The organism is Phormidesmis priestleyi ULC007, from assembly GCF_003003695.1.
GTDB classification, from domain to species: domain Bacteria; phylum Cyanobacteriota; class Cyanobacteriia; order Leptolyngbyales; family Leptolyngbyaceae; genus Phormidesmis_A; species Phormidesmis_A priestleyi_A.
On sequence record NZ_PVWG01000006.1, the window covers coordinates 75099 to 100339 of the forward strand.

A 25241-nucleotide genomic window follows, 5' to 3' on the forward strand; every position below is an offset into this window, starting at 1 on the left:
TATTGCTCAATCTACCGTGCATTATTTTTATCGCCCAGTTCAGTTGTGGGTTCGACGGTTGACTGTGAGTGTGCTTTCAGGTGGCATCAGCATTCTGCAACTGTCAACCCCCGGTGTTTCCCAAACGTCTCCTGAAAAACTCCTGAAAACCGTCACAAATGTTGCCACCTATCGCTACGATGATCCATCAGGTCAAAGCTTTGCGGGCAAAACCAATCAACTCACCCAGTCTCTTGCCGACCCATTAGGGCAGATTACAGGCTGCAATGGCGAACTACTCAGCGACTATCAGGGGTTTAGCGTTGGCGTTTATAACACCGACGCGATCGGACTTGATTTGGCAGGGTTAGTGCCATTAACTCAAACAGAAGTCCCCGATATTCCGGGTAACGGCATTTCGGGCGGGCTTGCTCCCAATGCACAAAACCGCAATCCTTATTTCATTCAAAGTGACGGCACCTACAACTTCATTTTGGATGAAAGTCAGGGACAGTTAACTGTGGGTAAGTCTTATATTTTGGTGGTGAATCCGCCGACCAACTCGACTTATGCCCAGCGACGCATCAAGTTAACGATTACGAATATTAATGGTAAAACGATCGCTTATACTGCCACGGCTCTAGATGGAAAACCAATCAATACGAGTAACGGAGTTACTTCGGTCAATGGCACGCTAACTGTTGAAGATGCAGAACGAGTGGGGTTATCGCTAGCAGTCGTCAATATTGCAGTCAATGTATGCGACGCACAAGAAATTCAGATTACCAAATCGGGCGATCGGGCGACAGCGATTCCGGGTGATACGGTGATCTATCGTCTGTCCGTTCGCAATCTCTCTAGCGCAAATCTAAATAACGTCACGGTAAGAGACACATTGCCGTTGGGTTTTCGCTTTTTGCCGGGATCGGTCAGGGCTGAGTTAGCGGGGCAATTAGTGACGATCGCAACTACTCAAACCGATTCGACCATTACTTTTAGCACACCGGGAATCAATCTTCTTTCGATTAAATCTAATGCTAATCAAATTCTCAACATCGCTTATGCGGCACAAGTTACGCCCGACGCGATTCGAGGATCGGGGCAAAATATTGCGATCGCAACTGCCCGCCGCGCCGATAATTCGCAGTCGGTCAAAGACGGCCCGGCTTCGCATCGCTTGCGAATTCGGAATGGCATTCTCTCAGACTGCGGTACTCTAATCGGGCGCGTTTTTGTCGATAAAAACTTTGATGGAGAGCAGCAGCCCGGAGAGCCAGGGGTGCCTAATTCAGTAATTTTTCTCGATGATGGCAACCGCATCACCACTGATGCAAATGGGCTGTTTTCGATCAGTGGAGTCCTAGCTGGACACCGCACCGGAGTCTTGGATCTGACCTCGATTTTGGGCTACACCCTCGCGCCCAATCTCTATGTCAAAGAGCGCAATAGCCAGTCGCGACTCGTCAACATTGCACCGGGCGCTCTAGTTCGCATGAATTTTGCGGTTACGCCATTTCAGGGAGCAAAACAGAAATGATTAGCCGTCACCACCGTTGTTATCGAATCTGGTTGACGTTGATGGCTGGCTCGATCGCTCTCTCCCTCACCACTCCAGCGCACGCGATCGCTCCTTCGATCCAAGAAATCAAGAATTTAATCAACTCCAACCCAGAAAAATCGCGCTTAAAATCAGAAAAAATTAATCCAAAGGACAACACTAAAGCGACTGATCCATCAACAGAATTGAACATCAAAATTCTGTCTCCTCAAGTTGATGAAACGCTTGATGTGCCAGCCGCTACTGTGATCTTGCAGGTTGCAGAAGGTAGTCAAGTCGAGTTGCAGACAAACGGTGAGACAGTTAGCTCAAAGTTAATCGGACGCACCGAAACCAATCACGCAACGCACCTCGTCACTCAGACCTGGTATGGTGTGCCTTTAAAAGAGGGAACCAACACGCTCACGGCTCAGGCAAAAACCGCATCGGGGCAGCATTCAGTCGCCTCCACGTCAGTCAAAGTGCGAGGAATTCCGAAGCAACTTGTGGTGTCTGCTATTGAGTCGCGCATTCCGGCAGATGGACGATCGACCGCAACGATCGAAGGGCAACTTCTAGACGCACAGGGCATTGTGTCAAACCGAGACGCGATCGTCACCTTCTCAACTAACGCGGGTGAGTTTGTCGGCGCAGATGCTGATCGCGACCAGTCCGGATTTCAAGTGCAGGCAAGACAAGGCAAGTTTAACGCGACGTTGCGATCGGGATTAGATGCCAAAAAGGTGCAGATTCGGGCAACAATGGCAGATCTTGAAACCTTTACTCAGCTAGACTTTGAGACGAGTTTGCGTCCCTCGATCGCCACGGGTGTAATCAACCTCCGCTTAGGGAAACGAGGCACCGATTTTTATGGCAAACTACGAAACTTTTTGCCGCCCGATCGCAATTATTACACTAAGCTCGATCTGAGTGCGGCAGTGTTTGCAACCGGGCGAGTCGGCACTTGGTTATTTACGGGCGCTTATAACAGCGATCATCCGCTCAATCAAACCTGTGACGGCACGAATGCTTTGTTTCGAGCGTCGCAGCCCTGTGACAACAGCTATCCGGTTTATGGCGATAGCTCAACATCGACAGTGATCACGCCTTCTACTGATAGTGTGTTTTTGCGGCTAGAGCGTACGTCTCCCGTCGCCAAAGCAGGCAGCGATTATGTGATGTGGGGTGACTACAATACCGAAGAGTTTGCGCGACGATCGCAGCAGTTCACCGCGACAACTCGCCAACTCCACGGTTTCAAGGCAAATTACAACATTGGCAAGCTGGCATTTAGTGGATTCTATGGCAACAATGTTCAGGGATTTCAACGGGACACGATCGCGCCCGATGGCACCAGTGGCTACTACTTCCTTTCTCGTCGCTTGTTGGTAGCAGGCAGCGAAAATGTCTTTGTTGAAGTCGAGGAGTTAAATCGTCCCGGCACTGTCCTCGATCGTCAATCTTTGACACGCGGAGCCGATTATGAGATTGACTACGATCGGGGCACTCTGTTCTTTCGAGAGCCGATTTTGCGAACCGATATTGGGCAAAATGGTGAGACTTTAGTCCGTCGCATTGTTGTCACCTACCAATTCGATTCACCCGGCTCGAACAATCAGATTTATGCAGGACGGCTGCAATATAACCTGTCGCGAGAGGCTGACCGTGAAAGCTGGATCGCTGCCACCTACCTCAAAGAAAATCTCGGCTTCCGCAACTTTGAGCTTTATGGAGCCGATGCTTTGTTTCCGATCGGCTCAACCGGAACACTAATCGCCGAATATGCCCACTCCCAAAACAACTCAGAATCTCTAGGATTTGTGACTGGCTCTGCCTATCGCCTAGAGCTAGAGGGTGAAATCGCTAAAGGCATTCTGGGTAGTGCTTTCTATCGTCACACCGACACCGGATTTGCCAACAATGCCACGATCAGCTTTGTGCCTGGTCAGACTCGCTATGGTGCCCAAGTCACTGCCCAGGTTTCGCCCCAAACCAATCTGCGACTGCAATATGACCACGAAGACAACAAAGGCATCGCCCCGCAGCCCCTCAACACCTTCGCGGATCTGTTCACGCCTCGTCAAGAAGCTATTCCCGGAACAGCAGTCAACAACTCTCTGACCACAATCACGGCAGGTATACAGCAGCGCTTTGGGTTAGCTGATTTAACTGTGGATTGGCTGCACCGCGATCGCACAGATCGCCTCAATCCTAATCTGCTTGACAGCCGTTCTGACCAATTGCGATCGCGCTTCACCTTGCCGATCAACAGCCGCCTCACCTTGTTGGCACAAAACGAAACAACGCTTTCGTCTCAAGTCGATGCGGTTTATAGCGATCGCACTTTACTCGGCTTGAATTGGAAAGTCATGCCCGGAATCAACGCCCAAATCGCCCAACAGTTCTACACACGCGGGCAGCTTGCAGGGCGATCGATCACCAGCCTTAATCTCACCGGAGATTACAAACTCGGCTCTGATACGACGCTTAAAGGTCGCTATTCCATGCTCAACGGGGGTGACGGATTTAGAGTGCAAGGCGCGAACACTTCGTGGAGCGGAGCTTTCGGAGTCAACCAAGGTATCACGCTTTCACCCGGCTTAAAGCTCGATCTCGCCTACGAGCATTTGTTTGGTGGCTTGATCGGTCGCACCGCTGCTGGAACTCAGTTTGTACAGCCTTTTGCATTTGGTCAAAGCGCGTCTGCTCTAGGACTACAAGATGGAGATAACTACAGTGTTGGCATCACTTATAACGACAATCCTAATTTTCAGACCAGTGCGCGATTTGAACATCGCAGTTCTTCATCGGGCAAAAATACGGTGATTACGGCGGCGGCACTCGGCAAATTATCGCCCTCGATCACTGCTCTGCTCAACTATCAGCAGGCAAATGCTGCCAATCAAGGGCTAATCGGACTCGGCGACACCGCCACCTTGCGATTAGGTTTGGCATATCGCGACATCAACAATGATCAATTCAACGCGTTATTGCGCTACGAATATCGTAAGAATCCTTCTACCATTCCCGACACGATTTTGCTTGGCAGTGGCACAGGCTCGATCGAGCATCTCTTTAGCGCTGAGGGAATCTACGCCCCCAACTGGCGCTGGGAGTTTTATGGCAAGTTGGCGTTGCGGAGTGGCACTTCTTATCTAGCCGATGATTTAGTCGGCACAAGCACCGTAACACTAACTCAAGCGCGTGCCACTTACCGATTAAATGCTCAATGGGATCTGGTTGGAGAAGCGCGCTGGATCAACCAACTGAATGCAGGCTATAGCGAAACCGGATTCTTAGTCGAAGCGGGTTATTACCTCACGCCCAATCTGAGACTGGCAGCCGGATATAGCTTTGGACGAATCAACGATCGAGACTTTGACGGCTCTCGATCGACAGGCGGATTTTACGCTGGTTTAACCGTCAAGCTCAACCAATTGTTTAACGGGTTTGGGTTACAGAAAGTTGCGTCCCAGCCGCAAAAGTCCACTGTCAAGCCGATAGCCACAATTCCGTCTAGCCCGTCACCTTCCCAAACCAGCCCCTGATTTAGAACCGAGCCATGAGCAAAAAAGCTAACTTATTGAATGCTGATAATAATGAGATGCGGCGATCGCTGCTGCACAAAATTCTAGCGATCGCTACTTTAAAACCACAGCATTCGCTATGGGTTAATTTTTTCATTCTATTAAGCATTTTATTCGCATTACCAGCACGGGCAGATGTTTCAATTAACAAGTCATTTAGTCCGTCAATCATTAATCCTGGAGACACGTCTAAGCTGACCATCAAGTTGTTTAACTCATCGGCGGCAGTCGAACAAAAGCAGGCAACTTTTACCGATACTCCTAATCCTGGCATTCAAATTGTTCCAGGCACCGAGGTCACAGACTGCGGCGGAACCTTAGCAGCGACGAGTAGCTCCATCAAACTTACAGGCGGTACTATTGCTCCCAATGGAGAATGCACCGTGACGGTTAATGTCACCTCCACCACTGCCGGAAATAACTTCAACACGTTGCCAGTTGGAGCGCTGCAAACCGTTAACGGAACCACCGGAACCATCGAAAAAAATCTCACTCCAGCCAGCGCCACTCTTCAAGTCATCACACTCTCACCCATTTCGGGCACAAAAGGTTTCACACCTAGCTTGGTTCCTCCTTCTGGGATTTCTAGAGTGAAAATCACGTTGAGCAATTCCAACTCGATCGCCATTTTTGGTACGTCTTTTACCGATGACCTGCTGCCGATCGGATTAAAAGTTTCAGGAACTCCTAATCCAACGATCGTCTGTTCCGCTGGGGGAAATGGGGGCGGAGTGATCACTACTGCCGCCGATAACAATTCGTTTAAAGTAAATAGCTTGACTCTCCCAGCAAGCGGTAACTGTGTGATCGAGATTGATGTGATTGCTCCGTCAGGCAATGGCAAATATCGCAACACGATTGCTAAAGGCGCAATTACAACGGGTCGTGGAGTCACTAACGATCAGGCATTTTACGACGATATTGAGGTCGATGGTCGAGTTCGGATTGCAAAGACTTTTTCTAAAATAACCGCTAACATCGATCAGGTTTTCATCCTGACAATCACAGTTACGAATGGCACAGTGAGCAGTTTAAACAATGCTGGACTAACCGATAATCTTCCGACTGGATTGCAAATTGCACTAACGCCTAGAAAATCAACTGACTGCACTGGCGGCACAGTCGGCGGCAACGCAGGTGACACTAGCGTTACTCTCAGTGGTGGCACTATTCCGATCGCGACCTCTACAGGATTCGGAATTTGCACCATCAAAGTTGATGTGGTTGGTAAAACAGCCGGAATCTATACCAACACGATCGGAGCAAACGCACTCACCAACACTGAAAACATCACGAATAGCAACGCAGCGAGTGACACGATCACCATTACCAGTTTTACAGGCGGTGGCGGAACGGGAAAAGACTCGCTGACGATCGACAAGAGTTTCAGCCCTCCAACGATTCCAGCAGGCGGAATCTCTATCTTGACGATTACCCTCAGCAACCCAGCCAGCAACGTCAACCTGACCGCGTTAGAAATCAAAGATACGTTGCCCGCTGGGATGACCGTCGTTTCAGGAAAACGGATCTTTCACACTTGCACCCTAACAGGTTCGTCCTCATCAGATAACCCAGTTAACAGCAACCAGGTGAGCATTTTTAATACTACTCTCCCGGCGGGAAGAACTTGCACGATTACAGCAGACGTAACGGTGCCGTTAGAAGGCATTTATAAAAACACGATTCCAGCCAAGCAGGTGGTCACAAAAGAAAAAGTCACCAATGATAGTGAAGCCTCCGCCAGTTTGATCACGACTGCGGGAGTTCGGATTCGGAAATCTTTTGTCAGTCCCACGATCGCCATCGGCGGAATTTCTCGAATGCGAATTGATATCGAGAATCCTCAAACCTACCCGATTACTCAGGCAGCGTTTCTAGACAACTTCGTGCAGTCCAATACGGCTGACAACTTCAGGGTCGCCAATCCAGTCAACTTGACTAATAGCTGCGGAGGAACCATCACCGGAAACTCAGGCGCGATTAAACCCGGAGATACCGCTCTGTCATTAGCTGGCGGCGTTATTCCACCTGCCTTTGACAGTGCAACTCCGGGTAAGTGTTCAATTTTGATCGATGTCACTAAGCCCAAAGCCAGTGCCGCGACCAACACGATCGCGGCAGATGCCTTTACCTCCCAACAGGGAGCGACCAATCCTCTCGCGGCGACGGCAAAATTGACCGGGGTCACTACGATCGGCATCACCGTCAACAAAGAGATTAATCCGGTGAGCGTCGCAGGTGGCTCTTCAGCAACAATGACGATCGACCTCACCAACCAAGACTCTTCAGCCTCTCTCAACGACGTAAAGTTTACCGACACGATGCCCACGGGGATGACGATCGCAACTCAGCCCGACTTAACCAACACCTGCGGAGGAACGCTAACTGCTGTTCCAGGAACTAGTAGCTTATCGTTGGCAGGTGGCACGATCGCGCCGAGCGGCACCTGCAAAATCACCTTGAGCATCACCTCGACCACTGCCGGAAACTTAACGAATGTGATCACTGCAAACGCAGTCACCACGAGAGAAGGCGCAAAAAATCCTCAAGAGGCCAAGGCATCCATCACATTTTTGCCTCGTCCTGGAGTCTCAAAAGCTTTCTCTCCGAGTGCAGCGACGATCGGTGATGTGGTCAAACTCACGATCACTATCTCAAACTTCAACAACAGTTCGTCGCTTAACAGTGTCGGCATCACTGACACTCTACCGACAGGATTAGTGATTGCTTCTCCCAGCAATGCTGCGACAGCCTGCACTAACGGCAGTGTGACCACCTCCACAGACAGCGTAACTTTAGCTGGAGCAACAATGCCTCCCCAATCGTCCTGCACCGTTTCTGTAGATGTTAAAGCCATCACAGCGGGGGCACGAACTAATACGATCGCTGCCAAAGCGCTGTTAACCGCCAGCGGAGATACTAATTTAGAGCCAGCAAGTGCCAGCTTTACCGCTAGTTCTTCGTCAAACCCGCATCTGGTTTTGGTCAAGCGGATTACTGCGATCGGCAAAACCACATCTGGCACGTTTACCGGAACTTCAATCAATGGATTCAACGATCTAACAACAGGTGCCAACGCGGGAGACGATAACGACCCCGGTTGGTCAAGCACAGCGTATTTGAGGGGCGCTTTTGACACAAGCCAAATTCCAGCGGCTAATCAACCTCAGCCCCAGGATGAGATGGAGTACACGATCTACTTTCTCTCGAATGGTGCCGCAGACGCTAAAAACGTCAGCATCTGTGATTTTGTGCCCCAAAACACGACTTACGTGATCAATTCGCTGCAACGCTCGATCGGCACCGGAATGCCCACGCCGATCTCAGATCCGGTAGGAGGCAGTGACACCGATGGCGGCTTTTATGGCGGATCTGCTTTTCCAACCACTTGCACGGGCACCAGTCCTGGAAATGGAGCCGTCTTGGTAAATGTGGGTCAGGTTGACCGCTCGATCGGATCTGGAAATCCCGCTACTTCCTATGGGTTTATCCGCTTTCGCGCCAAGATTAACTAGCTGATGACGAAGTTCACCAGTTTCCCAGGCACGACGATCACTTTCTTAATCTCCTTGCCGTCGATGTGTCGCCGCGCGGCATCTGATTCGCGGGCAGATTGCTCGATCGTCGCCTTGTCTGCCTGAGCCGGAACTTGAATTGTTCCTCGCGTTTTACCCATCACTTGAATCACGATCGTGATTTCATCTGCCACCAAAGCGGCCGGGTCAAGCATCGGAAACGCTTGCGTATGAATTGAATCGGTGTGCCCCAGCAGATGCCACAGCTCTTCAGCGATGTGAGGCGCAAAAGGAGCCAACAGCCGCAGCAAAGTCTGAATCCCTTCTGCGTAAACAGGAGACTCTTTAATCGCGGCATCACTCAGCGCATTACTCAGTTTCATCATCTCTGAAACGGCAGTGTTGAACTGATAGTCACCTTGCAAATCTTCAGTGACTTCTTTAATTGCGATGTGAATCGATCGCCGCAGTTCCTTTTCAGGCTTACTCAATGAACCCTGAACTCTAATTCCTGAACCCGGTGCAAACTCTGTGACTAAACGCCAGATCCGGTTCAAGAATCTAAACTGTCCTTCAACATCTGCGTCTTCCCATTCCAAATCTTTTTCGGGTGGCGCTTTAAATAAGATGAACATTCGAGCCGTGTCAGCCCCATATTTTTTAATCACATCTCCGGGTGCTACGCCGTTATATTTTGACTTCGACATTTTCTCGTAGACGACTTCTAATTTGTCGCCCGTCTCAGGATCGATCGGAGTCGTCAAATCTGCAATCTGAGTCGCGATCACATACTTTCCGGTGCGTGGATTTTTATAGGTTTTGCCCTGCACCATACCCTGTGTTAGCAACCGTTGAAAAGGTTCGTCAACCTTGAGCAAGCCCCGATCGCGCAACACTTTTGTGAAAAATCGCGAATACAGTAAATGCAAGATCGCGTGTTCAATGCCGCCAACGTATTGATCAACGGGCATCCAATCATTAATTTTCGTGCGATCGAAGGCTGCGTGATCATTTTTAGCATCGGGATAGCGCAAAAAATACCACGACGAATCCATAAAAGTATCCATCGTATCGGTTTCTCGTTTTGCAGGAGCGCCGCAGGTCGGACACGGCACATTTACCCAAGCGTCTAATTTCGCCAACGGAGAAGCCCCACGCCCCGAAAACTCAACATCTTCGGGCAACTTCACGGGCAGATCAGCATCAGCAACCGCACCGCAATTGGGACAATGGACGATCGGAATCGGCGCACCCCAATAGCGCTGACGCGAAATCAACCAATCTCGCAACCGATACTGAATTCGAGCGTTGCCCCAACCCGCCTGTTCTGCCTTTTGAATGATCGCTTGTTTCGCATTGGGAGACGGCATTCCATCAAATTCAGCAGAGTTAATCAGCACACCTGGCTCTGTGTAAGCAGCCGTTAGAGGAGTCGCTACATCGCCGCCTTCAGGAATGATTACAGGGACGATCGCCAACTCATTCTGTTGGGCAAACACAAAATCTCGCACGTCATGAGCCGGAACGCCCATCACTGCCCCGGTTCCATACTCATACAGCACATAGTCTGCAATCCAGATCGGAATTTCTTCCCCTGTAAAGGGATTGATCGCCTTGCCGCCCGTCGGAATTCCGCGTTTTGGCTTGTCTTCCGCAGTCCGTTCTAGCTCGGTTTGCGTCGAGACTTCTTGAACAAATGCGTCAATGGCTGCTCTGCGATCGCTGACTGTTACTCGTTGCGTCAGTGGATGTTCAGGAGCCAACACCACATAAGTCACGCCATAAACCGTATCAGGACGAGTCGTAAACACGCCAACTTTCTCATCCATTCCCATGATCGGAAACTCTAAATAAGCGCCGACTGATTTGCCAATCCAGTTGGCTTGCATCAGCTTGACGCGATCGGGCCACCCGGTTAACTGGTCGAGATCGGTCAATAACTGTTCGGCATAATCGGTGATTTTTAAGAACCACTGACGCAATTGTTTGCGTTCGACGATCGCGCCCGATCGCCAGGATTTTCCGTCTGCATCAACCTGCTCATTGGCTAAAACAGTTTGGTCGATCGGGTCCCAATTTACTGTGGCATCTTTCTGATACGCCAATCCTGCTTTAAAGAATTCCAGAAAGATCCATTGCGTCCAGCGATAATAATCGGGCGAACAGGTTGCAATCTCTCGATCCCAATCAAAGGAAATTCCCAATTGATTGAACTGATCCCGCATCTGAGCAATATTCTGATCAGTCCACTTTGCCGGGTGAATATTCCGCTCGATCGCCGCATTCTCCGCAGGCAGACCAAATGCGTCCCAGCCCATCGGGTTCAACACGCGATAACCCTGCATTCGCTTCAGACGCGCAATCACATCCACGATCGTATAGTTCCGCACATGCCCCATGTGAAGGTCGCCAGACGGATAGGGAAACATCGATAGCGCATAAAACTTTTCTTTACTGCTATCTTCTGAAGTCCGGTTCAGCCCATGCTGATTCCACACTTGCTGCCACTTTTGCTCAATGTCGGCGGGGTTGTAACGAGACTCCACGATCGGAACTCCTAACTAAGCTTTAACGATTTAATTTAACGTCAGTTCGACGAGCTTTTTCGCTGCGTTGTCATCGGCTTCTGCCCCCTAAATCCCCCATTCTGGGGGACTTTGAACCGGAAATTTTGGCTTGAAGTCCCCCAATTTGGGGGATTTAGGGGGCTTCCCGAATTTACACTGCCTTCGGCTCAACAAAGCTGCTCGGAGCGAACCGCTTCTGTCGAACTGACGTTGATTAAACTATTGTGACACTTTCTACTCACCACAGAGGTAATTTGCTCGATGAAGCAAGTTGGCAATAAAAACAATCCGCAGCCAGACTGAACGACTGCGGACTATGAGCTAGAAGAGCCGATTCTTAATGCGCCGAGCTATTCGATTTCACCCCGGTAGTAGCTTTGGGAGTAGTTGCCTCTTTAGGAATCGCCAACACGGGTTGATCGAGCGCGACTAATAGCCCATCACTTTCAACGCTAGGCTGTGAATTAGTCACCGCAGGCTGCGAAGTCTTGATTGCCACTTGTGAAGCCGGAGGTCTAACTATCGGAGAAATGATCGTCACCGCTCCGACAAAAAGAGCCGCGATCGCTGACCCTCCCCAAACCAGTGAGAGTTTTGGTCTACGCTCAACCTGAGCCAAGACTTTCTCAACCGTCTGCTCAACGGGCTGACTGGGCTGCGGCACAGGCAGAGAACGGAACCCTTGACGCAGCATCATTAAACGAGCGTGAAGCTTTTGCACCGTGACATCATCGACTAGCCACTCTTCGACCTGCTTGCGCTCGGCGGCAGTCACCTCGCCATCTAAATAGGCACTCAGCAACTCAAAGCGATCGCGTTGCAGAGTGGTTGACTCAAACGAATCTTTAGGGGAAGCCGGATCGGAGGATGGTTGCATGGAATTATTAAGCGGATCTAAATCAGGGTTCATCGTGGAATCACTTCTCTTGAAATGAGAATACCCAGTTGTCATCAACACAAGTTAGTCTACCGAAGTCAATCTGAGAAATTCAACTGACGCAAGTCGTAGTAATTACCGCAGTCAAGAAATATTAGCAGAAACAAATTGTAAATACATTAGGAGTCATCAGAACTTAAAACCTCAGCCTCCATCTAAATATTGCTGTAGCTGAGTCTGCAAACGATGTCTCGCTCTCGCAATCCTAGACTTAACCGTTCCTAAAGAAACGCCAGTCAGTTCAGCGATTTCTTCATAAGCCATGCCCTCAATCTCTCGAAGCACGATCGTCGTGCGAAACACTTCGGGCAAGTCAGCGATCGCTTCATTGAGCTGGTCATAAAACTCGCGGGTCGTCAAATCTTCTTCAGGGCCAGGAGTGGCTGAAGCAATCTCCCAGTCTAATTCGCCATCATCTAAGGTGAGGGGCGCATCTAGAGAAAGCGGACTTGAGTTACGCTTACGCTTTCGCAACTCGTCATAAAACAAGTTGGTTGCGATTCGACTCAGCCAGCCTCGAAACTTGATCGGGTCGTTGAGTCGCTTGACGTTGCGATAGACCCGAATCCACACTTCTTGAGCCAGGTCAGCCCGATCTTGCCAATCAGGAGCCAAGTGGTAGAGAACTTTGTCAACGTGAGACTGATATCGCCGCATGAGTTCAGCAAACGCCGCTTTCTCTGGACGATGCCCGGTCTGACACTGCAAAACTAAATCGTAGTTAGGGAGTTTTTCTGCTTGCACTGGCGTTTGAGAAGCGGTTGCCTCAACCGAAGACCAGGATACAGGAAAGGATTGACTCATGGGCGGAATTCGCTCTAAACGTTCCTACATTCTTTCTCCCATGACACAAACTCTGTTTTAGAAGTTCCCTGATAATCTCCCAATCTTTCCGGTTGTTTCACCAGCATATCTCGCACACGGCGCAAAATATCTTTTACTGGCAGAGCGGGTTTCAGACTACTGATAGATGACTCAACTTATTTGTCATGCAGAGCCGCACTCGCCAAAAGCATGGTGACTTGTTTTTGAATGGCTTGCATCGGCTGTGAGCCTGCTGTCTCTTGCGCTGATGTTGCAGAAAGCCCTAAAAGACAGTTGAGTGAGAATGTGATTATGATTGCTAGTAGTAATCTCTCAGTCATCGTTATTTTCCCCCACAAGACCTGCACACCAATAAGTAGATGAAATTGTAGATTTAGAAGAGTGCTTCAATCGGTTTTAGCAGGCTCTTCCAACCTCAAGAATGCACTTGCACCTATAAAGTGCCCTATGTTCCGAAAAGAAATCTAGGTTAATTTATGAAGAAGCGTTGAAGTTTTTGCCTTTTTTGAACGAGAGTTTACGATCGTCTGTCATCTCCGATCGTGCTTCCCTAACGCTTAGGGCTGCTACCTTGTTCTTCACGCTGAGACGATCACTTCCGGAATGCTATTAGTAAAGTACGATCGTGGTTCGACAATTGCGACCGTGATTCCACAGAGCAATTTTAAGAAACTCTGAAGTTCAAAAAAGTGTGACTAGACTCAGCAGAATGGCGAGTAAAAACCAGGATGTTACGTTTCCTCGCCATTTAATGGTGCTGTGTATGGGGACTGGCATTTTGCTAATTGCGTCCCAGTGGCAGCAAATTTCAGCGCTTCCTCGCACGGCTTTGTCTAAGATTCAAGTCCCTAGTTTTGTTAAACCAGAGCCAATGGCAAAAAAGCCGTCTCCAAAAGTCGCGGCTAAACGTTTAAAGCTGGTGGTGGATCTCAGCGATCGCCGCGTCTATGTTTATGAGAAAGACCTCAAAAAAGTTAGTTACCCTGTGGCGATCGGGCAACCGGGCTGGGAGACTCCGATCGGAACCTCCAGCGTGTCGCAAAAGTATCAAGACCCTGTTTGGCAACACCCAATCACCGGAGAGAAGGTTTTACCCGGAAAAAGAAATCCCCTCGGCAAGTGGTGGATTGGGTTTGGGTCGGTCGGAAGCTTGCTGATCGGCTTTCATGGAACCAACGATGAACGACTAGTGGGTCAACCCGTGTCTCATGGTTGCTTAAGAATGAGAAATTCAGACATTGGAAAGCTTTACAAACAAATATCTACCGGAACACCCGTCACGGTAAAACCTTAAAACAGCAAAAAAAGGGCTTAGGATTGTAAATTAAATTAAGACCAGAGCTTGCGTACGGGCATGGCACTGCCGTGCCCATTGACCTTGCAAGTAACCGATATGATTGAATTCACGATCCTTAAGCTCCTCACCTCCAAGATTGTGATGAGACTTTTGACTATCGGCTTGGCTCTGACTCAAAGTTAGGCGCGTAGGCTTGCAGCAGAGTGCTAACTTGCGCCAAAATTTCGTCTTTTGATTTTTTGCCGATCGCTTGCCGCTCAGGAAAAAATTCGGGACGATCGAGGCTGCGAGCGATCGCGGCACCGACCTGTTGAGCAATGAGTCCTTGTAGTTCTTCTTTGGCTCGTTGACGTTGATAAACTGCACCTTCTTCAGTCGTGGCATAAAGCGGCAATAAGCGATTGAGCGCATAAGCCGCAATATCGCCGAGATCTAACGTGCGATCGCTCGTCGCTTCGATCTCCGCAACTCGTGCGATCGCCTCCGTCAACACTAATTCTTCCATCACATTGATAAATTGCTTTCGGGGAACTGCTACGACTTCGCCTGTTAGCAGCGCTCCCATCAGCCGATCTAAAGCCATATACTCTTCGATCAACAGTTCTGAAGCTGCATCGCAAATGCGCCCCACCTCAGCTTCCATTGCTGGTGTCAAATAGCCGTCTTGTAAGGCTTGTTCAACAATTTTGACTATACTCATAGCGCCTTTTTAAACTCCAAGCAGCAGTTTGATATAGACAACCCCCGAATCATTCTGCCCTAGATTCTGTGTCAAACAACACTTCAATTACGCAGAATTATAAAAAGTTATGCAGTTTGTGCAATAAGGGTGTGGCGATCGTTAAGAGATCGATCGCTCTTTTATGATTCCCTTAACAAACTCCCTGAAAACTTAGTATTCTAAAGTTTATAAACTGTAATATTTCTTCTAATATTTAGAACCCGTGCAAGAAGATTTCCGGTTAATCGTCGATCTCGTCTCGGTTTTGGCTGCCGCTGCCGCAGGAGGCTTGCTGGCTGCATTGCTTAAACAACCCGTCTTGCTAGGATATCTTCTGGCAGGCGTGGTGGTTGGCCCAACTGGGCTAGGGCTGATTAAAGAAGTTGTGCAGGTAGAAACACTGGCTCAGTTTGGAGTTGCCTTTCTCTTATTTGCACTGGGCGTTGAGTTTTCTTTCTCAGAGTTGAAGAAAGTCAAAGCCATCAGTTTGGGAGGCGGTGGGTTACAGATCACGCTGACGGTTTTGGTGACTACTCTGGTATCGCTTGGCTTAGGTTGGGTCACGTCTCCAGCCCAAGGCGTGTTTTTAGGGGCGATTCTCTCTCTGTCCTCGACTGCCGTTGTGCTGAAGTGCTTGATGGAGCGCAATGAAACAGGCACACCTTACGGACAGGTGATGTTGGGCATTTTGGTGGTGCAAGACTTGGCGCTCGGTCTGATGCTGGCAGTTCTCCCGGCACTAGATAAACCTGTAGAAGAAATTGGACTGGCAGTCGGTTGGGCGCTGATTCAGACTGGGCTTTTTGCCCTCGGCGCGATCGCTGCTGGAATTTGGGTGATTCCGCCGCTTTTGAGATTGCTGGCAAAAACCGAGAGTCGTGAGCTATTTTTGCTAGGAGTTGTGGCCATCTGTTTGGGCATTGCGCTGCTGACTGAGCATTTAGGACTGTCGATCGAAATGGGTGCCTTTGTCGCCGGGTTAATGATCTCAGAGGCAGAATACGCCGATCAGACGCTCACTTATGTCGAGCCACTCCGCGATATTTTTGCGTCGCTATTTTTTGCGTCGATCGGAATGCTGATCGATCCGGTCTTTCTCTGGAACAATATAGAGTTGATTTTAGGATTAGTCGCGATCGTATTTGTCGGCAAGTTTTTGATCATCACGCCTCTTGTCCGACTGTTTCGCTATCCCCTTAAAACGGCACTGATTGCCGGATTGGGACTAGCCCAGATCGGAGAATTTTCTTTTGTGTTGGCCAGTGAAGGCCTGTCACTAGGGCTAGTTTCTCGTCGCGTCTATCTGCTGATTTTAGGAACCACAGCCGTCACATTGGTGCTAACCCCTTTTGTGCTGCGATTGGTGCCCCGGCTCTTTACTTGGGCGGAGTCTCTGCCACTGCTCAAAAAATATCTTGAGGAAAGTGATGTGCCGTTAGCGATCGCCGACGATCTGCCGACCCAAAATCATGTCGTGGTTTGCGGCTATGGGCAAATCGGACGAAACATTGTGCGACTTTTGCAGGATCGTGGCTATCCAGTCGTGGTGGTTGACCAATCAGAAAGCCGGATTCAGCAAGTCCGAGAAGCAGGGCTGCCTTATATCTATGGCAACGCGGCGAGTCTGCACGTTTTAGAAAAAGCGGGGGTTGCTCACGCCCAAGGGATGGCGATCGCCTTGCCCGACCCGATGAGCACTCGTCTCTGCCTCAAGCGTGCGCTAGAAATTGCCCCTGATCTGGATATCGTCGTTCGTGCCAACCAGGGAAAAGACATTGAGTTGCTTTATCAGTTGGGCGCAAGAGAAGTCGTTCAGCCAGAATTTGAAGCCAGTTTAGAACTCTCAGCCCACTTGCTGAATGGTGTGGGTCTGCCCTTGCCAGCAATTCAGCGAGAAGTGCAGCAAATTCGCAACTCGCACTATTTAGAATTGCGTCCTGAGCGCCCGTCGGCTGAAATTTCTCGCGAGTTAAAAGCCGCAACCGAGGAGATGAACAGCAAGTGGTATCCGCTGCCTGAAGAATCGCCGCTCACAGGGATGACGTTAGAAGAAACCGATATTCGACGGTTAACGGGCGTGACCTTGATGGCAATTCGGCGAGCGGGTGGGGCTGAACTAGACTACCCCGATGCCGCCACCACGTTAGAACAGGGCGATCGCTTGCTAATTGTGGGCGAATCGGATGAGCTAGCCGCCTTTGACGAGTTAGCCAAAGGAGAAGCGGCGGTTCCGGCTGAAAATGCGTCGTGTCAGTGGATACAGGTGCTTGAAGATAGCACGATCGTCTGCAAAACCCTGGCGGAGTTAGATTGGCGACGGCAGTATAAGATTCAAATTCAGGCAATTCGGCGAGAAAACAAATTTTTGCGGTTTCCTGCCGATGATGTAGATGTGCAAGCAGGCGATCGCTTACTGCTGTGCGGAAGTTTTCACGCTTTAAACCAAGCGACGACTTCTATCTCGCCAAAATTTGAGCTTTCAATTCTGCCGATTTCCATCGATTCAGCAGAGCTTTAGGCTTTTGGTTTGACGTAAACGATCGCTTGTCGCCAAACAATCACAGGCTGGTCATACTGATCCAACACACAGATACAATGGTGGTCTTGCCAGCGCACTTTTCCGGTCAGCAAATCGCCCGTGACGAGTTTCATCTCAACTTCTTTTTCTTCACGAATCACGGTTTGAATTTGACGAACGCTCGGCAGTCCAGTATCTAGTTCAATAGCCATGCTGAGTTCCTTTCTTAAAATGATCAAGGGTTAGCAGTGAGAGTAGCATTTGCTGACCGCACCTTTATAGTTCCCTACTGCAACTCTACACATTCTGCGGATCGATACTTATGAGCCTCGAATTTGTCAAATATCACGGACTCGGCAACGATTTTATTTTGGTCGATAATCGTGCCTCAACTAAGCTTCGTTTGACCCCTGACCGAGCCGTTAAGCTGTGCGATCGTCACTTTGGCATTGGCGCAGATGGTGTAATCTTTGCTCTACCTGGGCAAGATGGCACCGATTACACCATGCGAATTTTTAACTCTGATGGGTCAGAGCCAGAAATGTGTGGCAATGGAATTCGCTGTCTGGGTCGATTTTTAGCAGACCTTGAAACCACCGATACCGAAGTCTCCAAGCAGAAATATCTGATTCACACACTGGCAGGCGTGATGACTCTAAAGCTCGAAGCAAACGGGCAGGTCACAGTCGATATGGGAATGCCTTACCTATTAGCCGCAGAGATTCCAACCAGCTTGGTGGATGCCGATCTCAAGGTCATTGACCAACCGCTAGACGTGGCGGGTCAAACCTGGCAGGTGACGTGCGTCAGCATGGGAAACCCTCACTGCATCACATTTGTGGAAGATGTGGCTGCGATTTCTTTAGAGCAAATTGGACCTCAGTTTGAACATCATTCAGCCTTTCCGCAGCGCATCAATACTGAGTTTATTCAAGTAGTGCGATCGGACTATCTAAAAATGCGTGTGTGGGAGCGAGGCGCTGGAATTACATTAGCGTGTGGTACAGGGGCGTGCGCTTCGCTAATTGCGGGTGTGCTGACGGGTAGGTGCGATCGCCGCGCCACGATCGAGCTACCCGGTGGCTGTCTAGAAATTGAGTGGGCAGCCGACGGACGAATTGCTATGACGGGCCCGGCGACGAGAGTGTTTGCAGGAAACTTAGAAGTGTGAATTAAATAATATCGGTTATTTACAAGAACAATGGGCACGGCAATGCCCTGATGCAACTTCCGGGATTTAATTCACGATCTGTAGGGCTGGTTTTCTAACTCAACCCTCAAACTTTTTAGTCGTTGTCCCAAGTTTCGTGCCCCATCAGATCACCGATGCGATCGCGCAACAAAAAATCACATTTTTCTAATTCGCCCTCCATACAAACCCATTCACGAGAAGGAATGTGCTTGCAGAGGCTATAAATTGGCTGCTGGCGGTTGACCACTCCTTTCTCTACGAGTTGGCGAACCTCGTCTTGAATCATGGTTAAAGAGTACTGTGCTAGTTGAACCATCATCGCCCTCCTGCAACTGGTGCCATAAATTGGAGCAAAACTTAAAATGTCAGGAAATTATTGTTATGTAGCTTCTACAATCGCGCTTTGTAGTAACCTATACTGAATAATTTCTATTTTCGGGGTGAACTCTTCCCAATCATATTAAGAACTGTTACAAATGTCAGTAAATTATAACTTTCTAACTGAAATTTTACAGCGCCTATTTTCGTGCCAATGCGATCGCAAGCTGAATCGCTGCCTTCATGCTGGTGGCATCAGCAACTCCTTTCCCAGCAATGTCAAAGGCAGTGCCGTGATCGGGAGACGTGCGAATAAATGGTAGCCCGATCGAGGTGTTAACTGCCCGATCAAACGCCATCAGCTTAACTGGAATCAGCCCCTGATCATGATAGAGCGCTAGATAACCATCGTGAGCTATTACAGGTGGATTCGCTCCATACCACGCCTGTCCTGGTTTTACCCAAAGCGTATCTGGTGGAATCAGCCCATCAAGTTGGGCTTGAGGAAAGCGGCAACGCATCTGCTCTAACCAGCCTAACAGCCAGTCGTGTTCTTCCCGTCCGAGTTGCCCTTGTTCGCCACTGTGAGGATTTAAACCTGCGATCGCAATTCGCGGCTGTTCAATGCCAAACGATCGCCCTAGACATTCGATCAGAAGTTCAAGTTTGAGCGTCATCAAGTCAGGCGTAAGCGCATCTGCCACTTGCCGCAGAGGAATGTGCGTCGTTGCCAGCAGAGTTCGCAACTGCCAGTCTGTATGGGGCGATCTTGCCACAAACAACATCCCAAATCGCTTCACGTTGGCTCGTTCTGCTAGCAACTCGGTTTGTCCTGGGTAGAGGTGTCCGGCTGCTTTCCAGGCAGATTTGGCGATCGGGGCAGTCACGATCGCCTCGAATTCTCCAGCCAGGGTGTGCGCGATCGCGGATTCTAAATACTGAAAGCTTGCAGCCCCACTAGCCGCATTGCCTATTCCCAAAGTAATTGGTTGCTCTAATGGAATATCTAAAAGAGTCAGCCGACTGGGATTTGCCAGATCGCAGGTTGCAGCCAAACGATCGTAAGTCTCTTGAAGATGAGCCTGACTGCCAACGATCGTCACCTCTGCACTATCAGTCACAGACGCATCAAACAACGCCTTTAAAGTCACTTCTGCCCCGATTCCAGCCGGGTCACCTACCGGAATCACTAAACGAACACGATTCATAAAGACGGAAAACTAAAGGACAGCGCAATCAGACAACCTCAAAACTTCTTCATCTACACCCTTTGCAGAAAACCCGCTACTGAACGGTTTACAATACTTTCTGCGGGTCTACTAACTTAAGTAAACACACCTGCTTACAAAACTGGGGTCACGATCGACCCATAAAATTCAAGTTTAGGAGGATTCGATCAATGTCTGGAGAGATGTTTAACGCTGCTATTCTATCGTTCACCCTGATTCCCATTGGCTTAGCCCTAGGATTTTTGCTGCTTAAGATTCAGGGTGGTGAGGAATAGTAAAGAGTGAAAAAAGGGGAAAAGCGAGAAAATTCTGCTTTGACCCTTTGCCTTTGATCAGTCGTCTGACTCATCAAGATGTTCAGCTACTTCTCGATAAAGGTTGAACACATGATTGTCTTTAAGAGAATAGAAAACATTGCGCCCCTGCTTGCGATAACCCACTAAACGCATCGCTCTGAGCGATCGCAGTTGATGAGACACGGCTGATTCAGTCATCTTGACAACAGCAGCGAGGTCACACACGCATAGTTCTTGAGTTGCCAATGCTGACAAAATTCGGAGCCGATTGGCATCTCCTAGCAGCGCAAAAAACTCTGCCATTCGCTGGGCTTTCTCGACGCTGATCAGGTCTCGGTTTAACTGCCGCACCTGACTCAGATCGACAGGATGTTGAATAGTGCAGTTTAGATCGTCAGAGGTCTGGCTGCGATCGACCTTAAAATCACTGACATGGGCAGAGTTTAAGTTACTCATAAAAGTTCATGTAGCTGAACCGCTTAAGCGATCAGCAGAGAAGAAGGCTGCTTTTAGGGTAGCTTAACAGACCCCAAGGCAACACATGCCCAATATGGCGGCTTGTTTTGAGGGACGATCGCAACACTCTTCTTGAGAATCTCATCTGAATGGGGGAAGTTTCTCCGTTTGGTCGAAATTTCTGATAGAATCTGACAAAAAGTTAACAATTCGTCACGAATTCCTCATGAGCTTATTAATTGTGGGTGCCACTGGCACTTTAGGAAGACAGGTGACTCGTCGCGCCTTAAGATGAGGGGTACGAGGTGCGGTGTTTGGTGCGGAGTCTTAAGAAAGCTGCCTTCTTGAAGGAGTGGGGCGCAGAGTTAGTAACGGGCAATATTTGTGATCCTGAAAGTCTCCCGCCAGCATTAGAAGGCGTGACAGCAATCATTGATGCGGCAACCGCCCGCGCCACCGATTCTCTCAGCATTCGACAGGTAGATTGGGATGGGAAAGAAAATCTGATTCGAGCCGCAAAAACGGCGGGCATCGATCGCTATATTTTCTTTTCTATTTTGGATGCTGAAAAGTTTCCCAAAGTGCCGTTGATGGAGATTAAAGCCTGTACTGAAAAGCTTTTAGCCGAATCAGGGTTAAATTACACTATCCTGCGTCCCTCTGGGTTTTTGCAAGGCTTAATTGGTCAATATGCGATTCCGATCTTAGAAGGGCAAGCCGTTTGGGTGATGGGTGACACCTCTGCGATCGCCTACATGGATACGCAAGACGTGGCTAAGTTCGCGGTGCAAGCGCTGAAGGTGCCTGAAACTGAGAAGCAATCCTTTCCAGTGGTGGGGTCAAGAGCCTGGGGTGCCTATGAGATTATTCGTTTATGTGAGCGGATGTCTGGCAAGCAGGCAAAAGTTTCACGGATGCCGATCGGCTTGCTGCGTGCCTTCACCCGCTTTGCCCGATTCTTTCAGTGGACTTGGAACATCGCCGATCGGCTGTCTTTCACCGAAGTGGTTGCAACGGGTAAACCCTTGAGTGCCCCGATGGATGAGGTCTATAAAACCTTTAAGCTAGACCCGGAGGATATGACGACATTAGAAGCTTATATGCAAGACTACTTCGGTCGGATTCTCAAAAAACTGAAAGAAGTCGAAGTCGCTCAGGCTCAAATCAAGAACAAGAAGAAGCCAACTGCCAAAGACGGTCGAACCTATCCCCGGTTTTAGATCGAGCGATGGGCGTTGAGTTGCTTAACTTAAATCTCATCGCTCTCATGGGGAGTGCTATAGTCCCAATTATTCGTTTTTCTGTTCTGATACGGACTTTTGCGCGTGCCTAAAGCTGGCATTATTTACAACGACGACAAACCGATCGCTTGTCAAACGGCTAGGGAGCTAAAAGATAAGCTAATTTCGTGCGGCTGGGAAGTCATTCTAGCAACGGGAGCGGGTGGAATTTTGGGCTACTCCACGCCGGGAAGCCCGGTTTGTCATGCTCCGATCGATCAGCTATCTCCTCCAGGGTTTGATGAAGCGATGCGCTTTGCTGTGGTGCTAGGAGGCGACGGCACTGTTTTGTCTGCGTTTCGGCAGGTGGCTCCTTGCAATGTGCCGATTTTGGCAGTCAACACAGGGCACATGGGGTTTCTCACCGAGACTTTGTTAGAGCAGTTGCCAGAAGCGATCGAGGCAGTTTTGGCAGGTGACTACGAGGTCGAAGAACGCACCATGCTACAGGTGCAAGTCTTTCGAGAAAACACCGTTCTTTGGGAAGCGCTCTGCTTAAACGAGATGGTGCTGCATCGAGAACCACTGACCAGCATGTGCCATTTTGAGGTTGAGATTGGCAAGCACACTCGCGTAGACATTGCGGCAGATGGCATTATTTTGTCTACGCCAACTGGCTCGACGGCTTATTCGCTCTCGGCGGGAGGGCCCGTGATCACGCCCGGAGTTCCGGTGATGATCTTGGTGCCAATTTGTCCGCATTCGCTGGCATCTCGCGCTCTGGTGTTTGCTAACAGTGAGCCTGTGACGATTTTTCCGGCAAACCCCAACCGCTTAGTGATGACTGCCGATGGCAATGCTGGATGCTATGTGTTGCCCGATGATTGTGTGCGGGTACAGCGATCGCCCTACCTGGCTCGTTTCGTTCGCCTCCGCCCGCCAGAGTTTTTTCATCTGCTGCGCGAGAAGCTAGGATGGGGCTTACCTCACATTGCAAAACCTACTTAAGTAACCAATGATTGCCAGACGTGTTACAACAGTGCTGAGATTAAAACCCTTTATTCCCCAGGTTTTATGAGTATTGCCACCCTTGATCACAGCCCTTGCGTTCTGATCATCGAAACAGACGAGACCCTAGCTCACAGCGTCAGTTTAGACCTGCAAGAGTCTGGATATGGGACGATCGTCACCCATGACGCAGCGAGTGGTTTGCGCCAAGCAACCGAGCGGCATCCGGCTTTAATTGTGGTCGATCGGATGCTGTCAGGAGAATCAGGACTGGCGTTTTGCAATCATCTGCGCGGCACGGGAATGCGAACCCCTGTTTTGCTGTTGATGGCACGAGATGCTGTAGACGATCGGGTGGCTTGCTTAGAGGCTGGAGCCGATGATTATTTCCTCAAGCCTTACCGGAGTGATGATTTTCTCAAACTAGTTAAGCTCTATCTAAAAGTCGATGCTCCCGGCGCAGAGCAGTTGAGATTTGGAGATCTCGTGTTAGATCTGGCGATCCGCCAAGCGTTGCGAAATGGGCGCGCGATCGACTTAACGATGAAAGAGTTTGATTTGCTCAAATGTTTGATGGAGCATCCGCGTGAAGTTCTGACTCGTGAGCAAATTTTAGAAAGCGTTTGGGGCTACGATTTTGTCGGCGAATCGAACGTGATTGAAGTCTACATCCGCTATCTGCGCTTGAAAATCGAAGACGAAGGCGAGAAGCGGTTAATTCAGACTGTACGTGGCGTAGGATATGTGCTGCGGGAAGCGTAGGTGAAGGTAAATGAGCGCAAATAAACTTGCTAAATCTGAGTTAGGTCGTCGTGTTAAATGGGCAGGGCTAGGGTTGGGTCTACTGCTAATAGGCTGTTCTCCTGCGCCGACGGCTTCGGTGTCTGCGACTCAAGCGGCTAGTTCGTCACCTCTCATGCAAGCCAACGCAAATTTGGGACAGAGTTTGCAAATCACGGCTCAAGCGCCGATCGGTAAAAAAGTCATTCAGCTAGAAGTCGCCAAAACGCCGCAAGAGCAAGAAATTGGCTTGATGGGTCGCACCAGCTTGGCAGACGATCGGGGAATGCTGTTTATCTTTAGCCCCGCCAGACCTACCCAGTTTTGGATGAAAAACACCTTGATCAACCTGGACATGATCTTTCTTTATAAAGGTGTAGTCAAGGCGATCGCGGTGAATGTGCCTCCCTGCACTTCTGATCCCTGTGCGACTTACGGCTCGACTCGCGATGCGATTGACCAGGTGATTGAGCTACGCGGCGGACGATCGACTGACTTAGGGTTGAAGGTTGGCGATCGAGTTCCGGTTCAGTTTCTCAAAACGGGTAGATCTGCCCAAAATTAATTTTTGATGCATCCATTTGTTTAACTTCGGCTACGATAGACCGATGTTAAATAGTTCTTCTGCAACCTGTCTTTAGATAGATTTATAGTTCTTCAGCCCTATGTAACTTAGAGGCTTATTTTCTGAGCCGTCATTTTAAGGCAGTTAAATTAACGTGAGTTCGATAGAAGTGGTTCACTCCGATGATGAATTCGGGAAGCCCCCTAAATCCCCCAAAATTGGGGGACTTTGAACCGGAAATTTTGGCTTGAAGTCCCCCAAGTTGGGGGATTTAGGGGGCAGAAGCCGCTGAGAACGAAGCGAAAAAACTCGTCGAACTCACGTTAAATTAGCAACGTTTTAAGTTGGCTCACTGCGGAGATTGAGCCTTGATCTAGGTGTGGGTGGTTGAAAAAAGATCTTCTAGTCCAGATTAAAGAGTGGCTACTGACAAATATCGAAAAGCAGACTATCGATTCAAGATAGGGTCACTCAGGAGATGAGAGCATAATGGCACCTACAACCCATTCAAAATTTATTTGCTTTTTACGAGAAGAGTTAGCGATTTCTGACTCTTCGATCGCGTTTGCCCTTAGACACCGAGAACAAAACAACGGGCCTTTGCCGATGATTCTTTGGCAATATGGGCTAGTGACGCTGCAACAGCTTGATCAAATTTATGACTGGCTAGAATCTGCCAAAGGTTAGACCCTGC

At 49.3% G+C, this 25241-nt stretch carries 21 protein-coding genes; 12 read left to right on the plus strand and 9 right to left on the minus strand.

All coding sequences use genetic code 11. The features are described from left to right. Positions 1 to 16 precede the first annotated feature (16 nt). The 3 genes from C7B65_RS07750 to C7B65_RS07760 are packed head-to-tail and all read left to right on the plus strand — an operon-like array spanning position 17 to position 8618. The gene (locus C7B65_RS07750) at positions 17 to 1516 is read left to right on the plus strand and encodes a DUF11 domain-containing protein (RefSeq protein ID WP_083582756.1); all 1500 of its coding nucleotides are present in this window, start codon (positions 17 to 19) and stop codon (positions 1514 to 1516) included. Further along, the gene (locus C7B65_RS07755; protein WP_073070250.1) at positions 1513 to 5064 is read left to right on the plus strand and encodes a TonB-dependent receptor; all 3552 of its coding nucleotides are present in this window, start codon (positions 1513 to 1515) and stop codon (positions 5062 to 5064) included. The genes C7B65_RS07750 and C7B65_RS07755 overlap by 4 nt, the downstream gene beginning before the upstream one ends. A 14-nt stretch (positions 5065 to 5078) precedes the next feature. Then, a complete protein-coding gene (locus C7B65_RS07760; RefSeq protein WP_106253967.1) occupies positions 5079 to 8618 on the plus strand; it encodes a beta strand repeat-containing protein in 3540 nt (1179 codons plus the stop codon). Here the strand turns inward: C7B65_RS07760 and leuS are convergent. The 4 genes from leuS to C7B65_RS27740 all read right to left on the minus strand — a co-directional run bounded on the left by leuS (position 8615) and on the right by C7B65_RS27740 (position 13267). Beyond that, positions 8615 to 11164: a leucine--tRNA ligase gene (gene leuS, locus C7B65_RS07765; RefSeq protein WP_073070252.1), complete on the minus strand. Its 2550-nt coding sequence runs from the start codon at positions 11162 to 11164 to the stop codon at positions 8615 to 8617. The two genes, C7B65_RS07760 and leuS, sit on opposite strands and share 4 nt — an antisense overlap. Positions 11165 to 11522: 358 nt before the next feature. Then, positions 11523 to 12095, minus strand: coding sequence for an anti-sigma factor family protein (locus C7B65_RS07770; protein WP_143162023.1), 573 nt, complete (start codon positions 12093 to 12095; stop codon positions 11523 to 11525). A gap of 171 nt (positions 12096 to 12266) precedes the next feature. Beyond that, complete coding sequence (locus C7B65_RS07775) at positions 12267 to 12926, minus strand: sigma-70 family RNA polymerase sigma factor (RefSeq protein ID WP_073070253.1); 660 nt, start codon at positions 12924 to 12926, stop codon at positions 12267 to 12269. Positions 12927 to 13102: 176 nt separating this feature from the next. After that, positions 13103 to 13267, minus strand: a complete 165-nt coding sequence (locus C7B65_RS27740; protein ID WP_181314363.1) for a hypothetical protein — start codon at positions 13265 to 13267, stop codon at positions 13103 to 13105. A 389-nt stretch (positions 13268 to 13656) separates the two neighbouring features. Here C7B65_RS27740 and C7B65_RS07780 point away from each other — a divergent pair, with 389 nt between their 5' ends. Beyond that, positions 13657 to 14241 (plus strand): L,D-transpeptidase, encoded by a 585-nt coding sequence (locus C7B65_RS07780; RefSeq protein ID WP_073070255.1) that lies wholly within the window; start codon positions 13657 to 13659, stop codon positions 14239 to 14241. A 157-nt stretch (positions 14242 to 14398) separates the two neighbouring features. Here C7B65_RS07780 and C7B65_RS07785 read toward each other — a convergent pair whose 3' ends face one another. Next, positions 14399 to 14944: a late competence development ComFB family protein gene (locus tag C7B65_RS07785; protein ID WP_073070256.1), complete on the minus strand. Its 546-nt coding sequence runs from the start codon at positions 14942 to 14944 to the stop codon at positions 14399 to 14401. A gap of 244 nt (positions 14945 to 15188) precedes the next feature. On the opposite strand from C7B65_RS07785, the gene C7B65_RS07790 reads away from it, so the two are divergent. Next, a complete protein-coding gene (locus C7B65_RS07790) occupies positions 15189 to 17483 on the plus strand; it encodes a cation:proton antiporter (protein ID WP_073070257.1) in 2295 nt (764 codons plus the stop codon). Here C7B65_RS07790 and C7B65_RS07795 read toward each other — a convergent pair. Continuing rightward, positions 17480 to 17695 (minus strand): Hfq-related RNA-binding protein, encoded by a 216-nt coding sequence (locus C7B65_RS07795; RefSeq protein ID WP_073070258.1) that lies wholly within the window; start codon positions 17693 to 17695, stop codon positions 17480 to 17482. The two genes, C7B65_RS07790 and C7B65_RS07795, sit on opposite strands and share 4 nt — an antisense overlap. Positions 17696 to 17805: 110 nt before the next feature. On the opposite strand from C7B65_RS07795, the gene dapF reads away from it, so the two are divergent. Continuing rightward, positions 17806 to 18654, plus strand: a complete 849-nt coding sequence (dapF, locus tag C7B65_RS07800) for a diaminopimelate epimerase (protein WP_073070259.1) — start codon at positions 17806 to 17808, stop codon at positions 18652 to 18654. Between the two features lie 115 nt (positions 18655 to 18769). On the opposite strand, the gene C7B65_RS07805 is transcribed toward dapF, so the two are convergent. Both C7B65_RS07805 and pdxA read right to left on the minus strand, forming a co-directional pair. Continuing rightward, positions 18770 to 18961 (minus strand): DUF4327 family protein, encoded by a 192-nt coding sequence (locus C7B65_RS07805; protein ID WP_397428387.1) that lies wholly within the window; start codon positions 18959 to 18961, stop codon positions 18770 to 18772. A gap of 232 nt (positions 18962 to 19193) precedes the next feature. Beyond that, on the minus strand, positions 19194 to 20201 hold the full coding sequence (pdxA, locus tag C7B65_RS07810) for a 4-hydroxythreonine-4-phosphate dehydrogenase PdxA (protein WP_073070261.1): 1008 nt from the start codon (positions 20199 to 20201) through the stop codon (positions 19194 to 19196). Between the two features lie 191 nt (positions 20202 to 20392). Here pdxA and petM point away from each other — a divergent pair, with 191 nt between their 5' ends. Continuing rightward, positions 20393 to 20497: a cytochrome b6-f complex subunit PetM gene (gene petM, locus C7B65_RS07815; protein WP_073070262.1), complete on the plus strand. Its 105-nt coding sequence runs from the start codon at positions 20393 to 20395 to the stop codon at positions 20495 to 20497. A gap of 57 nt (positions 20498 to 20554) precedes the next feature. Here petM and C7B65_RS07820 read toward each other — a convergent pair whose 3' ends face one another. Beyond that, positions 20555 to 20974: an ArsR/SmtB family transcription factor gene (locus tag C7B65_RS07820; protein ID WP_073070263.1), complete on the minus strand. Its 420-nt coding sequence runs from the start codon at positions 20972 to 20974 to the stop codon at positions 20555 to 20557. Between the two features lie 317 nt (positions 20975 to 21291). Between C7B65_RS07820 and C7B65_RS07825 the strand changes: the two genes are divergently transcribed. The 5 genes from C7B65_RS07825 (at position 21292) to C7B65_RS07845 (ending at position 25234) form a co-directional block, all read left to right on the plus strand. Further along, a complete protein-coding gene (locus C7B65_RS07825; protein WP_317615804.1) occupies positions 21292 to 22194 on the plus strand; it encodes an NAD(P)H-binding protein in 903 nt (300 codons plus the stop codon). Between the two features lie 105 nt (positions 22195 to 22299). Then, entirely contained in the window at positions 22300 to 23202 is a 903-nt protein-coding gene (locus tag C7B65_RS07830; protein WP_073070352.1) for an NAD(+) kinase, read from the plus strand. Positions 23203 to 23268: 66 nt separating this feature from the next. After that, a complete protein-coding gene (nblR, locus tag C7B65_RS07835; protein WP_073070264.1) occupies positions 23269 to 23964 on the plus strand; it encodes a response regulator transcription factor NblR in 696 nt (231 codons plus the stop codon). A gap of 10 nt (positions 23965 to 23974) precedes the next feature. After that, entirely contained in the window at positions 23975 to 24547 is a 573-nt protein-coding gene (locus C7B65_RS07840; RefSeq protein WP_073070265.1) for a DUF192 domain-containing protein, read from the plus strand. 489 nt (positions 24548 to 25036) lie between these two features. Then, entirely contained in the window at positions 25037 to 25234 is a 198-nt protein-coding gene (locus tag C7B65_RS07845; RefSeq protein WP_073070266.1) for a DUF2949 domain-containing protein, read from the plus strand. Positions 25235 to 25241: the final 7 nt, after the last annotated feature.